We start from the raw sequence: 13,099 nt of genomic DNA on the forward strand, positions 1-13,099 counted from the left end.
CGCCCCATCGAACGAGAGCCCCGCTCTCAGATGGAGCAAGACGATGTCCACGTTCCCAATCGAGATCGAGACACTAGAGCTTGGCGAAGAGACAATCCTCACGGGGTTCTTCGCCGCGCAGGTCGCCACCGATGCCGACGGCACCTTCTTCGACCTGAAGGAGATGACGAGCGACGGCAAGACGGTTCGGGCCGGCGACTGGCGCTGGGCTGCGATGGTCGAATGGATCGCCCTGCAGTCGCTCCGCAAGTTCAGCCCGCTCCATGACGCGATGATCCAGGCGACGGCCCCCGACGAGCGGGCTGCCGCTTATGTCGATCACCTGCGCTCGCTGAGGGCAGCCTGATGAGCACCGCATCCCGCCTCCTCACCGTCCACGACGAGATCCGCCGCATCGAGAAGGAGATCTGCGAGGCCTACCGGCTCGCGTCTCCTGCCGAGCGCGAGGCCATGAACGCTGACGCCCCGATCTGTGAAACCGATCTGCTCGAATGCGCTCTTGCGTGCCAGCGCGTCGCGGAAAGCCTCTTCCAGAAGGAAGCCGCCTGATGACGCCCCGCACCTTCTTCATTCCGGCACTCGACGAGACCGAGGCACGCGTGATCGCGGAATTCGTCGCGCGCGGAGAGACATCCTCGCCCTCGTTTCACTCTGCCCGCGCCGATGTCGAATTGATCTGCGCTCACCTCAACCGCAGCCGGGCCGATGGGCGCCCGCATTATCAGACATTCGAGGTCGAGGTCCGGCAGACCACCACCCATGACGGCCGGATCATGGTCGCATGGGCTGCGGACAAGGTCGGGGATGTCGCGGCGACCGCGGCGCTCTTCGCCTATGGCGCGGCCGTAGCCTTCGCCAGCACCTGGGAGGCTTGGGTCTGATGGCGCGCATCACAGACGGCGGGCCGGCGTTCCCGCTCCCGGCTCAGCACAACGGCAACGGCGATCAAGTCGAAGGTGCCCCCGGCATGAACCTTCTCGACTGGTTTGCGGGGCAGGCTCTGGCTGGATGGGTGAATGCGACTGTCACGGCTGACCCGGCCCAGCTGGCTGAAGCTGCCAAAACCGAGGGGTACTCGGGTTCGGTGGATGGCTACCTCGCACTGCGATCGTACCGGACGGCCAAGGCGATGCTCGCTGAAAGCGAGAGGGTGCGCTCATGATCGCTCACCTCGCCCGTCGCGCCCTTGCCAGCTTCACAGCATGGCGCTCCCGCAGACGGATGGCGAAGGAGGCCCGCGCGCTTGCCCGCCGCACCGCCGTCGTCATGCCCGATCAGGTCGCGCGCCGCGCTGAGATCGAGCGCCGCCGGCGCACCCATCGCCCCATCCAGCACCTGCTCGACGAACAGCGCCAGGCCATGACCGCCCGCCTGCAGTCCGAGCTTTCCGCAACCCTGCCCGATCGGAGATTCCAGTGACCGAAGCAGCCCTCACCGTTCGCGAAGACGCCGCGCCGCCTGCCCCCCGCTCCGAGAGCGCCTCCGTCATTTCGATGATCGACCGCGCCGCTCGCGACCAGTCCGTCGACATCGACAAGATGGAACGGCTGATGCGGATGCGGAAAGAGATGATGGCCGAACAGGCGGAGCGCGACTTCCTCGCCGCGATGAGCGCAGCGCAGTCGGAAATGCGCCCCGTCGCTCGCGACGCCCAAAACGACCACACCAAATCGCACTATGCTCGCCTGGAAACGATCAGCGACGCCGTCACGCCGATCTACACCAAGCATGGCTTCTCGCTGTCGTTCTCCCCCGCTGACTGCCCGAAGGAAGGCCATTATCGCCTGACCTGCCTCGTGGGCCACCATGGCGGCCACAAGCAGGTTGTCCATGCCGACCTGCCCAGCGACGGCGCCGGTTCGCAGGGCAAGACCAATAAGACACCGATCCAGGCCTTTGGCTCCACCATGAGCTACGGGCGTCGGTATCTCACGCTGATGATCTTCAACATCGTGTTGAAGAATGAGGACAACGACGGCAACACGTCGGCTGACCGAAGCGTCATCACCGACGACCAGTGCGACCAGCTCAACAAGCTGATCGTTTCGACCCGGTCGAACCTCGACGTCTTCCTGAAGTACTTCAGGATTGAATGCGTCCCCGATCTGCTGGCGAAGGATTTCCCCCGCGCGCTCGACATGCTGAACCGCAAGGCGGTGCAGTCATGATCCTGTTCTTCGATACCGAGACGACCGGGTTCTTCATGGATCGCGAGCCGGTCGATCACCCCGGCCAACCCTACATCGTCCAGTTGGCCGCGCAGCTTTGCGAGGACGACGGGCGCCCGGTCGCAGGCTTCTCCTTCATCGTCGACCCCGGCATCGGCGTGATCGACATCCCTGAGAAGGCATCGGCCGTCCACGGCATCACGAACGAGATTGCCGTGCAATTCGGCGTCTCTGCGGATTTCGCCCTAGCCGCGTTCACCCACCTCTATCAGCGCGCCGATCTCGTCTGCGCTCACAACATCAAGTTCGACCGGGGCGTGATCGAGGCGGCTATCGCCCGCCACTACGGCAAGGTCATGCCGCTCCGCAAGGCGCTGTTCTGCACGATGGAAGCGGCGTCCCCGATCATCAATCTCCCGCCTACGGAGAGGATGGTCGCGGCCGGCTTCACGAAGCCCAAGCCGCCGAAGCTGGAAGAGTGCACCCGTCACTTCTTCGACGAGGCTCTGACCGACGCGCACGACGCCATGGCTGACGTTGTCGCGTGCCGGCGCGTCTATCTCCACCTCAAGAGCTTGGAGACCGTCGATGGTTGAGATCGAACAGGGCTCTGAAGCCTGGAAGAAGCTGCGGCTTGGCAAGCTGACCGCCTCCCGTGTGGCGGATGCAACGGATCTACTGAAATCCGGCAAGCCCGGCGCGAAGCGGACGACCTATCTTGGCGAGCTGATCGCGGAGCGGCTAACCGGCCTCGTCGTCGAAAAATACCAGAACGAATTGATGCGTTGGGGCAATGAGCAGGAGCCGCAGGCCCGCGCCCTCTACGAGTTCTATCGCGGCGTCGATGTCGAACTCATCGCGTTCGTCGAGCACCCGACCATCGCCATGGCCGGCGCGAGCCCTGACGGCCTCGTTGGCGACAATGGGCTGGTCGAGATCAAATGCCCCAGCACGTCCACCCACGTAGACACCCTGCTCGCGCAGGAGATCCCCGAGGAATACGTCAAGCAGATCGACTGGCAGATGGCCTGCACTGGCCGGCGGTATTGCGATTTCATCTCCTACGACCCGCGCCTGCCTCCGCACATGAGCATGTTCGTGAAGCGCCGCGAGCGCGACGACGCCGCTATTGCCGCGCTCGAAGCCGACGCCCGCACCTTCCTCGCTGAGATCGACGTGAAGGTCGACGCCCTGAATGCGCTCTACGCGCAGCAGGAGGCGGCATGACCTCCTCCCAGATCGCCAACGTCTGCGCTGAGGCGGCCCGCATGGCTCAGACCCGCTCGGATATTGTCGAGTGGGTTGCAGCGAACCGGGAGACGATTGAGAGCGCGCTCCCGGCTCATGCGGCCTCGATCATCGAGGGGGCCCGCGAGCACTGGCGGGGGCTGGCACGATGAGCGGGCCCGTCTCGAACCTCCCCTGGTCGGAGCAATACCGCCTCGTCGCCAAGGAATACGTGGCACTGAAGGCCGCCGCCGATCTGCTCGAAGAGTGCAAGTCAGCCACGCTGGCGAAGCGCATGGCCGCGCTTGGCGACATGCCGGTCAGCCGAGCCGAGATGGCCGTGAAGGCCTCCGACGAGTGGTCCGACTACATCGCCAAGATGGTCGCTGCGCGCGAGCAGGCGGAGATGAAGCGGGTCCATCTCGAGTTCATTCGGATGAAATTCCAGGAGTGGTCCAGCGAGAACGCGACCGCCCGCGCAGAGATGAGGCTCGCGTCATGATCGAGGTATGGAAACAGAGCATCGACACCAATCTTGAGGTCAGCTCGCTCGGCCGCGCCCGATCGGCATTGCGGGTCCTGAAACCCTTCGTCCTGAGTACCGGCTACGCGCAGGTCCAGGGCGCTCGCAGGAAGAAGCACAACATTCACAGGCTGGTGGCTCTGGCCTTCGTCGATGGCTTCGCGGCTGGTCTGGTCGTCAATCACAAGAACGGCGTCAAGACGGACAACCGCGCCGAGAACTTAGAGTGGGTATCGCCCTCAGAGAACCAGCGGCACGCTTACCGCGACCTTGGCCGGGTCGGCTGGTGCAAAGGAGTGGTCTCCGGGAAGCATCCCACGAGCAAGGCGATCATCGCGACGAATCTCGCGACGGGCGAAGAAACGGCGTTCGCGTGCGCGCTCGATGCCATCCGAGCGGGCGTAGCCACGGATAGCGGGTCTGTCAGCCGGTGCTGCTCCGGGAAAGCGCGCTACCACAACGGCCATGCGTTTCGCTTCGCGCAGCACGGCGTCGTCTTCAACGAGCCGGAGAGGGATGCAGCATGAGGCGCGAGTTCGACAACAAGACCCGCGCGCTCGCCTTCAAACGGGCCGGTGGCCACTGCGAGAAGTGCACCGCTCGGTTGAGCGTCGGCAAGTTTCGCTACGACCACATCCTCCCCGATTTCCTCGGTGGCGAGCCTACGCTTGAGAACTGTCAGGTCATCTGCACGGCCTGCGATGAGGTGAAGACCTACACACAGGACATCCCTCGGATAGCCAAGACCAAGCGGCAGCACGCCAAGCATATCGGGGCTCGCAAGCCTTCAACCTTTGCCTGCTCCCGAGACAGCAAGTGGAAGAAGAAGCTCGACGGCAGCGTCGTCGCACGATGACCGAGCCATCCCCACCCCAGCGCCGCGCCTCTGCGCCGCTTTCCGAAGCAAAAACACCGCTGCCAAGGAGGATTTCATGACGTTCTATGTAGGGCAGAAAGTCGTGTGCTTGGATGCGGAACCGCATCTTCGCTACATGCCGCCGGGATTTAACGGCATTGGCGACTTGGACGGTCTGACGGAAGGCGCGGTCTACACAGTGCGTCGCGTCGGCCGTCGGCACCCCGCCGACCCAATGCCGAACTCGCTTTGGCTGGAGGAACTTCGCCGGCCGCTCCGGGTGGAGACGTGCATAATGCTGGGCGAGGCCGGTTTCGACCCGCGCCGCTTCCGCCCCGTCGTCGAGCGCAAGACTGACATCAGCGTGTTCCAGGCGATGCTCAACCCCTCCAGCGATCGGGTGAGCGCATGACCTGGTTCAACTGGCACGCCCCGGTCATCACGCCAGCGCAGGCGGCTTGGTGCTTCGTCGCTTTGATGGTGCTGCACGTCGTTGTCGTCCTGATCTCAGGCCTCTTCCGCTCTCCAGAGCCCATCAAGACAGAGACCAAGGAAGACGAGATACACGGCGATGCCTCGTTGGAAGGACGTGCGCCGTGAGAACCAGCGAACGCGAATGGAAGGCTTTGCAGGCGCTGGCCGGGTGCGGCGAGGATTTCGCCTACCTCGGCTTTGCTCACCTTGCCCAAAAATCCGGCCTCGAACGCCATCAGGTACGCCGCACCGCTCGGGCTCTTGCTCGCAAAGGGCTTGCCGCGTTTGGCAGGGGCCTGTGGACCGATGAAGGCGAGATGGCCGGCAGCGGCTACTGCGCGACAGCAGCGGGCCGCGATCTCGTCGCTGCTGAGCAGGCTCGGACACTCGCGGATGCCACCCCAAAATCGACTTCACCATGAGAGGCGCGGTGGAGATGGAGACAGTCCTGCTCCGGCTCGCTGAGGCGGCCCGGTACCTGGGCATAGGCGAGACACGGCTGCGCGATCTAGTCGCGGGCGGGAAGCTCAAGTGGATCGACATGTCAGGCGGTGACAAGCGCCGCGCCATGCGTTTCCATAGGTCCGATCTGGACGATTTCATTGCTGCATCGCGAAGGCAGGCCTTGCCATGTCCGTCTACAAGCCGAAAGGCGCGGTCCACTACGTTTACGACTTCGAGTTCCGTGGCGATCGATTTCGAGCAACTACGGAGACAGCGGATAAGCGCGAAGCTCTTAAAGTCCAAACCCGCGTAAAGAAGCAGGCCGAGCGCGACGCGGAGCGTGAGGACGCCGCCCGCGCTGCCTTCAAGGGCGAAGGCCCGATGACCTTGGGCGTAGCTACCGCGCGCTGGTGGAACGAGGTCGGCCAGCACAACAAGAACTCGGACACGAGTTGGAACTACCTGGAGCGCATGATTGACCACTTCGGCGGCGATCGTCAGCTCGACGACATCACCGATCCTGACATCACGGAGTGGGTGGCGCAGCGGCGCGGCCAGCGTATCAAGGGCCGGGACAAGCTCAAGAACGGCGACCCCGCCCCTCTCGTCAAGCCGTCCACGGTCAACCGCTCGACCACCGAAGCCCTGCGTAAGATCTACACGCACGCTCGGGACAAATGGAAAATCCGCTTCAACAGCCAGCCGGACTGGAAACAGCACAAGCTCGCGGAGCCGGGCGAACAGGTTGCGGAACTGAGCATTGCCGATCAGCAGCGTGTGCACCTCCATCTGACGGATGGCTATCGCGAAGCCGCCATGTTCGCGCTGGCGAGTGGCCTGCGGCTGGACAACTGCATCCTGAAATGGTCGTCGATCGATTGGGAAGGCGGAAGGCTCAAGGTGCGGCAGAAGGGAGACCGTATCCACACCATGCCTCTGTCTCGCGACATGCGGGCGATCCTGAGCGCCTGCCAGGGGCAGGACGAGACGTGGGTCTTCACGTTCCCGCTGCGCCGCCGGTCGAAGAACAGACGCGTGTTGGGCGTCCGGTACCCGGTCACCTACTACGGCTTGCAGATTGCCTGGCGAAGGGCGGCCGAGGCGCTGAAGATCGACCTGACATTCCACGGCCTCCGTCACACAACGGGGACCCGGATCATTCGTCAGACCGGCAACCTAAAGGCCGCTCAGAAGGCGCTCGGACACGCCGACGTTTCGACGACGAGCAAGTTTTACGCGCACGCATCGGAAGACGACGTCCGCAACGCTCTCGACGCAACCCCCCTTGCTAGCCCCCGCATTGAGCCCACCGAGGTTCAAAAGCCGAATGAAAACAAGGCAGTGAAATGATGGAACACATTGCTGGGGGACAAGGGGTCGGAGGTTCGAATCCTCTCGCTCCGACCATTAAACACCTCGAATAGATCGACGATCTTGAAAACGGCGCCTTCGGGCGCCGTTGTCGTTTGCGGTGTGCATGGCGCATCGGTCTGCAACCCGAACCATCCGCAATTTCACGGCCCGGAATCAACAAGGCCGCCCACCCCGCAGGGTGGCCGGCCCGATCGATGTTTGCTGCGGATCGATCCGAGCAACGGCAGCCCGTGCGGGCCTAGACCGAAGCCCGAGGATCGGGACCGAAGCGATTTGGCCCCACGGTGCCCTTCAAGCAGCCGGCTTCAATGAAGTACCAAAGACTTCCGATGAACGGAACGAACTGAATCAACATCCACCAGCCAGACTTGCCCCGATCGTGATAGCGCTTGGCGCCAATGCAGATGCCGGACCACACACAAAAGATAATATACCCGAACCCGAGAACCAAATACGGTATCGACCTCGCTCCCGTGACATTATATCCATCATCTTCCGTGTAAGTGCCCGGTATGATCTGCCAAAGAATCGTGAATATTATAGATACAGCGACAGCCGCCCCTAAATAATACAGGATTGCGGACCAGAATTTTCCGCGCCCGATGCGGCCATCGGTCGAAAATAGAAATCTTGACATGGGAGGTTTCCGAGGTGCTGAAATTTGCACTGCGGAGCGTGTGCATCACCATACAAGGTCCGTCAATGCATAGAAAAAGCGCTGACTTCCGCTGCTCCGAACAGGTTTGCTTGCGCTCAAGAAGAAGCGCCCCACCCGCGGGTTTCTAACTGGGGGAAGGAGCAGCGATCGATGCAACAGGGATCATCCCGCCGGCCAGTATGCACCCCGTGGATGCGACTGAACTGAAAGGATACCGCGCAACGCCGGCCATGACGCAAACGAAGCGGGATAAACGCGTCGGATGCCGTTGCGGGATCAGCAAGATTGGCGCACCAGACCGACGCTGCAGATCGCATTCGCGATCTGGCCTCCAGGAAATCGACCATGCCTATCACCCGCCCGCTCCTCGCGGCTCTGGCTGCTGCCATCCTGCTCGCTTCGCCGCTGGCGGCGGCAAACCGCAAGGTCGACATCGTCAACAAGACCGGTCAGACGCTGACGCACTTCTATGCCTCGACGACGAACGAGAACAGCTGGGAAGAGGACATGCTGGACAAGGACGTGATCGCCGACGGCGAGTCTTTCGAGGCCGACATCGACGATGGCACCGGCAAATGCCTGTTCGACCTGAAGGGCGTCTTCGAGAGCGGCGCCGAGTTGATCAAGAAGCGGGTTAACGTCTGCGAGATTTCGACTTTCACGTTCCGGCCCTGATCACCGAGGCATCCGGCCAGTCCGGACAGCAAGGGCTCCGCAGGCACAGGCCCGCGGAGCCCGATTACTGCCGCATAGCGCACTGCGGGCGCGCTCCGGCACAAGGGCCGCTCTCCTCAACCCGAGAGCCCCTGCAATGCCTCGGATTTGATCGATTGCCTCAGCGGAATCTTAGCGCGAGTCGGCGAGTAATGCGGCACGAAGCCGAGGCCGACATGAACAACATCTTCTCCCTGCTGGGTATCATCTCCTTCGCTGCGCTTTGCTACGCCTATTGGGAAGCCAAGCGCAGCGTGACGTAGCTGGCCGGCGCCGTTTCGGCCGGTGCGGAGGCGTGGGCGTTGGGGCAGGCCTCGCTGCTCACCCATGGGACAGGGCAACGTTTGGCTCAAATTTTGCTCCGCAGCCAATCAACATGTATAGACCGAATCCCGTCTATTTCCGGGCACAGAAATGACACGATAACGTCATTTCTTAGCGTGGACCCTGCCCTGAGCCGAGAGACATATGGCCACCTATACGATAAGCGAAATGGCCGATGAATTCCAACTCACGGTACGAGCCATCCGGTTCTGGGAGGACAGGGGGCTCCTAAGCCCTCGGCACGCCCAGTCCAAGCGCGTCTATTCTGAGAGCGATCGCGCGATTCTTGCCACGATCGTCGCGAGACGCGCACAGCACTTCACGATCGAAGAAATCAAGCGCGCGCTCGATGGCGACGGTTTTCCGCGCGAGCAGATCCTCAACCAGATCGAATTCCTGCATCTGGAACGCGCAGAAATCGACAAGGCCATCGCCAGTCTCGAACAGGAGATTGCGCAGGAGCCTGGTGGCGCAGCCTAGCCATATCCATGTTGGACGCGTTCTGACGATCGCGCTCGCTGAGATGGCGCTGTAGGCGCCCGACTTGCCCCTGCGCACGTCAAGCGCCTATTGCTGCTTACGGGCTGCTCTGCAGAAAGACTTGTCATGAAGCGCGTTCTTGTCGTCATCGCATTGTTCGGCGCGGCCGCGTTGCTCGGAGGGTGCGACAAGTGCGGAGACCTGCCCTGGCACAAGAGCCAGGCCTGTTCGAAGCCATCCATTCAGTAGCAAGAACTTCCGACGGGCTTGTTGCGGCGGCCAGTGCGCATACACGTTGCGCGGTCGGTGCGGGCTTCGCGTTCTGAACATCTCGTCCGCGGATCCGCCCGCCGGGACAAAAGTGCGTCCTACCTCCCAATTGGGAGGTGCACTGCCCTCGGCAAGACGTGAGTGTCCCCCAAAATTCGACTGGGGAACGATCATGCGCGGCGTCAGGTTGTCTCTACTCGCCCGAAGACAGGCGCTGCGCCGTGAGATGGCAGCCGCGCTGGCAGCCAAAGCCGAGACGCGCAGATTAGTGCTCGTGATCTCGAATGAGACCCCGGCCCAGCCTTCCCTTGGCGTTGAGCGCCGATTGGAGGCGGCGAGAGAGGCGGCAACTTCAACGGGCAGGCTGCGGACCGTCTGAATTCCAGCCTCGGTTGTCTCCGGGGATCCCAATCCAATCGCATCCACAGGCGTCGGGGACCTAGTTCGAGTGGCTGGGTCCGAGCCGCCGTGCAGCCATGTTAATATGGCGGCCGAGGCTGTCATGGCCGTGATTGCGTGTCAGCCGCCCGGCTCTCGTCCGAGGACGCATATCGTGGCTGGCCTGCAAGAGTGGACACTGGTTCCCGTTGGCGCGCTGCAGTGGCTGCAGGGGGAAAGCGACGACTTCGAGAAGCCCGAGACAGCACAGGATGACTTCTGGTGGCGCGCAGAATTCGCGCGCCGATGCAGTGTCTCCGAACTCAGCCGCGAGGCGCTGGCGAGGGAGTTGTGCCCCGGCGATCCCGACGAATGCGTCATGCCGGGAGCCACCGGCGGTATGCCCTGCCAGCAACGGGCCTGGGAACGCTACCTTTGGTCCGCAGAGCGGATCCTGGCCCTGTTCGGCCCCCCATCTTCCGGACGAGCGGGCACGAGCCAGGACGCAAGCACCGTGACCGATATCCGCTAGCGATGCGCCGTTATTGCCCTCTCCTTCTGCGCTGCGCAATCGCGCTCGTATCCTCCGAATTTCGCGCGTAAGCTTCCTCGGGGCGTTTAGAGGGAGAGACAGATGCGAGGAGAAGATCGTGGGCCGCGCGCGTGGCACGATGTGCACAGCATCCAGGAGGCTCCGCGCGAGAAGCAGAAAGCCAGCGGCCGCATCGCCGCGGACGAGGCTGCTGCCCGCAAGAAGATCGAGGCGTTGAAAGCGCTCCGCCTGGCGAAGCAGGCAGCCGAGCCACCTGCTCCGCCAAAGGCGAAGGCCAGCAAGAAGAAGGTCGCAGCCGAGACCTGAGCCGCGAGCCGGACCTTGCGCAGACTCAGGCCTGGTCGATCCAACTGCGCAGCAGGCCCACATCGCCCTGCGACAGGCCATGGCCTGTCGGCAGGATGCGATGATCGACCTCGGCGCCGCGAGCCGCCAGATCGCGCGCCAGGCGCTCCGCGTCGCTCGCCGGGATGATCGGATCGAGCGCGCCGGAGACAATCATCACACGCTTGCCGGCGAGCGCAGCCATCGCTGGTGGCTTTGCGAAGGGCGACATCGCGCGCAGCAGGGCTGCTCCACCCAGGACCTCCGGGCGCAGCATGAGCAGGCTCGCTGCGATATTGGCCCCGTTCGAGAAGCCGAGTGCGACAGGCGCCGCGAGGTTGTAGGTCCGCCGGGCCTCCTCGATGAAATCCGCGAGTTCGTGCGTACGGCTGATCAGATCGGCCTCGTCGAACACCCCTTCGGCCAGCCGTCGGAAGAATCGCGGCATCGCGCCCTCCAGCACCTTTCCGCGCGGCGAGAGCAGGCTTGCGCCGGGCGAGACCATGCGGCCAAGCCCAAGCAGGTCGCGCTCGTCGCCCCCGGTGCCGTGAAGCAGGAGCAGCGGCGCGCGCTTGTCGTCGGCGCCGGGCTCGAAGACATGGATGAAGTCGGTGGTCGCGATGGCAGCCATCGATCGTCTCCTTTCAGAACTCGTGATGTTGCGAAGCGCCCTGCCCGCGTTGCGGCGGGCAGGGCTTTTCGTCAGGACAGGGCCGGCAGGATTGCCTCGATCCGGGCGCGCTGGGCTTCCAGACCGGCTGGCAGCTTCAGCGCCTGGCCGAGCGTTTCGACGGATTCGTCGATCGCAAAGCCCGGAGCGTCGGTCGCGATCTCGAACAGGACCCGGCCGGGTTCGCGGAAGTAGACGGAGCGGAAATAATTCCGGTCCCTCTGCTCCGTGGCGCGGATGCCATGGTTCTCCGACAGGCGCCGGACCATCTCGGTCTGCGCCGCGTCATCGGCAGCGCGGAACGCGATGTGGTGGACGGAGCCTGCGCCCTGCCTGGCAGGCAGGAAGCCGCCTGCGACCCTGAGGTCGACGACGTTGCCGAGGGCCTCTCCATCCGCGCGGTAGCGGACCAGCGTGCCTTCCCGTGCGATCTCCCTGAAGCCAAGCACATCGCTCAGGATCGCGCCCGTTGCCGCCGCATCGTCCAGCAGCAGGCTGACGCTGTGGAAGCCGCGGATCGCATGCTCGGCCGGCACATCGCCGCCAGCCACGGCCGGCTCATCCTCGATGCCGGGCAGGCCGACGAGGGCCAGCCGCATTCCGTCTGGATCCCGGAAAGCCAGCACGCTCTCGCCAAAGCGCTTGATCGGGGCGTCATGGGGCACGCCCTGCTCGACAAGGCGGTGCGCCCAGTAGCCGATCGAGCCGGCGGGAACACGGAAGACGGTCTCCTGCGTCTCGCCGACACCGAGCCTGCCAGGAGCGGAATGCTCCCAGGGGAAGAAGGTCAGGATCGATCCGGGCGTCCCTGCGGCATCGCCGTAATAGAGGTGATAGGTACCGGGATCGTCGAAGTTTACGGTCTTCTTGACCAGGCGCAGCCCCAGCACCCGACCATAGAAGTCGAGATTGCGACGCGCTGGACCGGAGATCGCAGTGACGTGGTGGATGCCGTTGATCTGCATGATGACGATGTCCTCCGCACTGGAGTGGGTGAGGCAGTTGCCTCGATGGACCGGAAGATCGTGCCGCCGGATCAAAAGCGCCAGAGTCCAGACATTGCCGCCACGCAATGATAATCTTGGTATCTCACAATTTGCATTGCGCTAAGATCGGATCAATCTCTTGGCTCAAGACCAGCCCGGTCCCGTTTTGGAGAGTTTCACCCATGATCGACAACCGCCTCGCCCCTTATGGTGCCCTTGGCCTGCGCGTCGCGCTTGGCCTGATGTTCATCGCCCACGCCTATCTCAAGGTCGTCGTGTTCACCCCGGCCGGGTTTGCCGGCTTCCTCGGTCAGGTCGGCCTGCCTGCCTTCCTCGCCTGGCCCATCATTCTGGCCGAGTTCTTCGGCGGCCTCGCCATCCTGGTCGGCTTCCATGGCCGTTTCGTCTCGCTCCTGCTTCTGCCGGTCCTGCTTGGCGCCCTGGCCGTGCATGCTCCCAATGGTTGGGTCTTCAACGCCCCGAATGGCGGCTGGGAATATCCTGCCTTCATGGCGCTGACCGCGCTGGCCCACAGCCTGATCGGGGACGGCGCGCTCGCCGTGACCTCGCCTCGCCAGAGCTTTGCCGGCACCACCGCCTCCGCCTCGGCCTGACACGCGATCGACAGGCTGAATTCTTTTCGCCGCCATCCGGGCTTCGCCTTGATGGCGGCGAA

The 13,099-nt window shown here is 63.5% G+C and carries 24 protein-coding genes and 1 pseudogene; 22 read left to right on the plus strand and 3 right to left on the minus strand.

All coding sequences use genetic code 11. The annotated features are described in order from the left end of the window. Positions 1–43 precede the first annotated feature (43 nt). The 17 genes and pseudogenes from AC1D2L_RS02365 to AC1D2L_RS02445 all read left to right on the plus strand — a co-directional run bounded on the left by AC1D2L_RS02365 (position 44) and on the right by AC1D2L_RS02445 (position 7,042). The gene (locus tag AC1D2L_RS02365; protein WP_476844201.1) at positions 44–346 is read left to right on the plus strand and encodes a hypothetical protein; all 303 of its coding nucleotides are present in this window, start codon (positions 44–46) and stop codon (positions 344–346) included. Beyond that, positions 346–549, plus strand: coding sequence for a hypothetical protein (locus AC1D2L_RS02370; RefSeq protein ID WP_476844202.1), 204 nt, complete (start codon positions 346–348; stop codon positions 547–549). The genes AC1D2L_RS02365 and AC1D2L_RS02370 overlap by 1 nt, the downstream gene beginning before the upstream one ends. Then, the gene (locus AC1D2L_RS02375) at positions 549–881 is read left to right on the plus strand and encodes a hypothetical protein (RefSeq protein WP_476844203.1); all 333 of its coding nucleotides are present in this window, start codon (positions 549–551) and stop codon (positions 879–881) included. Before AC1D2L_RS02370 ends, AC1D2L_RS02375 begins: the two co-directional genes overlap by 1 nt. Then, a complete protein-coding gene (locus AC1D2L_RS02380) occupies positions 881–1,162 on the plus strand; it encodes a hypothetical protein (protein WP_476844204.1) in 282 nt (93 codons plus the stop codon). The genes AC1D2L_RS02375 and AC1D2L_RS02380 overlap by 1 nt, the downstream gene beginning before the upstream one ends. Positions 1,163–1,221: 59 nt before the next feature. Beyond that, positions 1,222–1,419, plus strand: coding sequence for a hypothetical protein (locus tag AC1D2L_RS02385; RefSeq protein WP_476844205.1), 198 nt, complete (start codon positions 1,222–1,224; stop codon positions 1,417–1,419). Then, complete coding sequence (locus AC1D2L_RS02390) at positions 1,416–2,168, plus strand: ERF family protein (protein ID WP_476844206.1); 753 nt, start codon at positions 1,416–1,418, stop codon at positions 2,166–2,168. Before AC1D2L_RS02385 ends, AC1D2L_RS02390 begins: the two co-directional genes overlap by 4 nt. Continuing rightward, positions 2,165–2,764, plus strand: coding sequence for a 3'-5' exonuclease (locus AC1D2L_RS02395; protein WP_476844207.1), 600 nt, complete (start codon positions 2,165–2,167; stop codon positions 2,762–2,764). Before AC1D2L_RS02390 ends, AC1D2L_RS02395 begins: the two co-directional genes overlap by 4 nt. Further along, positions 2,757–3,395, plus strand: a complete 639-nt coding sequence (locus AC1D2L_RS02400; protein ID WP_476844208.1) for a lambda exonuclease family protein — start codon at positions 2,757–2,759, stop codon at positions 3,393–3,395. Before AC1D2L_RS02395 ends, AC1D2L_RS02400 begins: the two co-directional genes overlap by 8 nt. Then, positions 3,392–3,568, plus strand: a complete 177-nt coding sequence (locus tag AC1D2L_RS02405) for a hypothetical protein (RefSeq protein ID WP_476844209.1) — start codon at positions 3,392–3,394, stop codon at positions 3,566–3,568. The genes AC1D2L_RS02400 and AC1D2L_RS02405 overlap by 4 nt, the downstream gene beginning before the upstream one ends. Continuing rightward, positions 3,565–3,897: a hypothetical protein gene (locus AC1D2L_RS02410; protein WP_476844210.1), complete on the plus strand. Its 333-nt coding sequence runs from the start codon at positions 3,565–3,567 to the stop codon at positions 3,895–3,897. Before AC1D2L_RS02405 ends, AC1D2L_RS02410 begins: the two co-directional genes overlap by 4 nt. Beyond that, positions 3,894–4,445: an HNH endonuclease signature motif containing protein gene (locus tag AC1D2L_RS02415; RefSeq protein ID WP_476844211.1), complete on the plus strand. Its 552-nt coding sequence runs from the start codon at positions 3,894–3,896 to the stop codon at positions 4,443–4,445. The genes AC1D2L_RS02410 and AC1D2L_RS02415 overlap by 4 nt, the downstream gene beginning before the upstream one ends. Then, complete coding sequence (locus AC1D2L_RS02420; RefSeq protein ID WP_476844212.1) at positions 4,442–4,774, plus strand: HNH endonuclease signature motif containing protein; 333 nt, start codon at positions 4,442–4,444, stop codon at positions 4,772–4,774. Before AC1D2L_RS02415 ends, AC1D2L_RS02420 begins: the two co-directional genes overlap by 4 nt. 76 nt (positions 4,775–4,850) lie before the next feature. After that, a complete protein-coding gene (locus AC1D2L_RS02425; protein ID WP_476844213.1) occupies positions 4,851–5,186 on the plus strand; it encodes a hypothetical protein in 336 nt (111 codons plus the stop codon). Continuing rightward, entirely contained in the window at positions 5,183–5,374 is a 192-nt protein-coding gene (locus AC1D2L_RS02430; RefSeq protein ID WP_476844214.1) for a hypothetical protein, read from the plus strand. Before AC1D2L_RS02425 ends, AC1D2L_RS02430 begins: the two co-directional genes overlap by 4 nt. Beyond that, entirely contained in the window at positions 5,371–5,670 is a 300-nt protein-coding gene (locus tag AC1D2L_RS02435) for a hypothetical protein (RefSeq protein WP_476844215.1), read from the plus strand. Before AC1D2L_RS02430 ends, AC1D2L_RS02435 begins: the two co-directional genes overlap by 4 nt. 14 nt (positions 5,671–5,684) lie before the next feature. Then, a pseudogene (locus AC1D2L_RS02440) lies at positions 5,685–5,846 on the plus strand (helix-turn-helix domain-containing protein); the annotation flags it as partial. A 32-nt stretch (positions 5,847–5,878) separates the two neighbouring features. Next, positions 5,879–7,042, plus strand: a complete 1,164-nt coding sequence (locus AC1D2L_RS02445) for a tyrosine-type recombinase/integrase (protein WP_476844216.1) — start codon at positions 5,879–5,881, stop codon at positions 7,040–7,042. A 262-nt stretch (positions 7,043–7,304) separates the two neighbouring features. Here AC1D2L_RS02445 and AC1D2L_RS02450 read toward each other — a convergent pair whose 3' ends face one another. Further along, complete coding sequence (locus AC1D2L_RS02450; RefSeq protein ID WP_476844217.1) at positions 7,305–7,703, minus strand: DUF805 domain-containing protein; 399 nt, start codon at positions 7,701–7,703, stop codon at positions 7,305–7,307. Between the two features lie 366 nt (positions 7,704–8,069). Between AC1D2L_RS02450 and AC1D2L_RS02455 the strand changes: the two genes are divergently transcribed. The 4 genes from AC1D2L_RS02455 to AC1D2L_RS02470 all read left to right on the plus strand — a co-directional run bounded on the left by AC1D2L_RS02455 (position 8,070) and on the right by AC1D2L_RS02470 (position 10,749). After that, the gene (locus tag AC1D2L_RS02455) at positions 8,070–8,399 is read left to right on the plus strand and encodes a hypothetical protein (protein ID WP_476844218.1); all 330 of its coding nucleotides are present in this window, start codon (positions 8,070–8,072) and stop codon (positions 8,397–8,399) included. Between the two features lie 507 nt (positions 8,400–8,906). Next, a complete protein-coding gene (locus AC1D2L_RS02460) occupies positions 8,907–9,242 on the plus strand; it encodes a MerR family transcriptional regulator (RefSeq protein WP_476844219.1) in 336 nt (111 codons plus the stop codon). An 823-nt stretch (positions 9,243–10,065) separates the two neighbouring features. Next, entirely contained in the window at positions 10,066–10,422 is a 357-nt protein-coding gene (locus AC1D2L_RS02465) for a hypothetical protein (protein ID WP_476844220.1), read from the plus strand. 102 nt (positions 10,423–10,524) lie between these two features. Beyond that, positions 10,525–10,749 (plus strand): hypothetical protein, encoded by a 225-nt coding sequence (locus AC1D2L_RS02470; RefSeq protein ID WP_476844221.1) that lies wholly within the window; start codon positions 10,525–10,527, stop codon positions 10,747–10,749. Positions 10,750–10,774: 25 nt separating this feature from the next. Here the strand turns inward: AC1D2L_RS02470 and AC1D2L_RS02475 are convergent, their stop codons facing one another. Together AC1D2L_RS02475 and AC1D2L_RS02480 are read right to left on the minus strand one after the other, a co-directional pair. After that, on the minus strand, positions 10,775–11,398 hold the full coding sequence (locus AC1D2L_RS02475; protein ID WP_476844222.1) for an alpha/beta hydrolase: 624 nt from the start codon (positions 11,396–11,398) through the stop codon (positions 10,775–10,777). Between the two features lie 71 nt (positions 11,399–11,469). Further along, positions 11,470–12,402 carry a ring-cleaving dioxygenase gene (locus AC1D2L_RS02480; protein ID WP_476844223.1) on the minus strand — a complete coding sequence of 311 codons (933 nt, stop codon included), beginning with the start codon at positions 12,400–12,402 and terminating at the stop codon, positions 11,470–11,472. A gap of 203 nt (positions 12,403–12,605) precedes the next feature. On the opposite strand from AC1D2L_RS02480, the gene AC1D2L_RS02485 reads away from it, so the two are divergent. Next, a complete protein-coding gene (locus AC1D2L_RS02485; protein WP_476844224.1) occupies positions 12,606–13,037 on the plus strand; it encodes a DoxX family protein in 432 nt (143 codons plus the stop codon). Positions 13,038–13,099 lie beyond the last annotated feature (62 nt).

The organism is Allobosea sp. P1_B10, assembly GCF_056406735.1.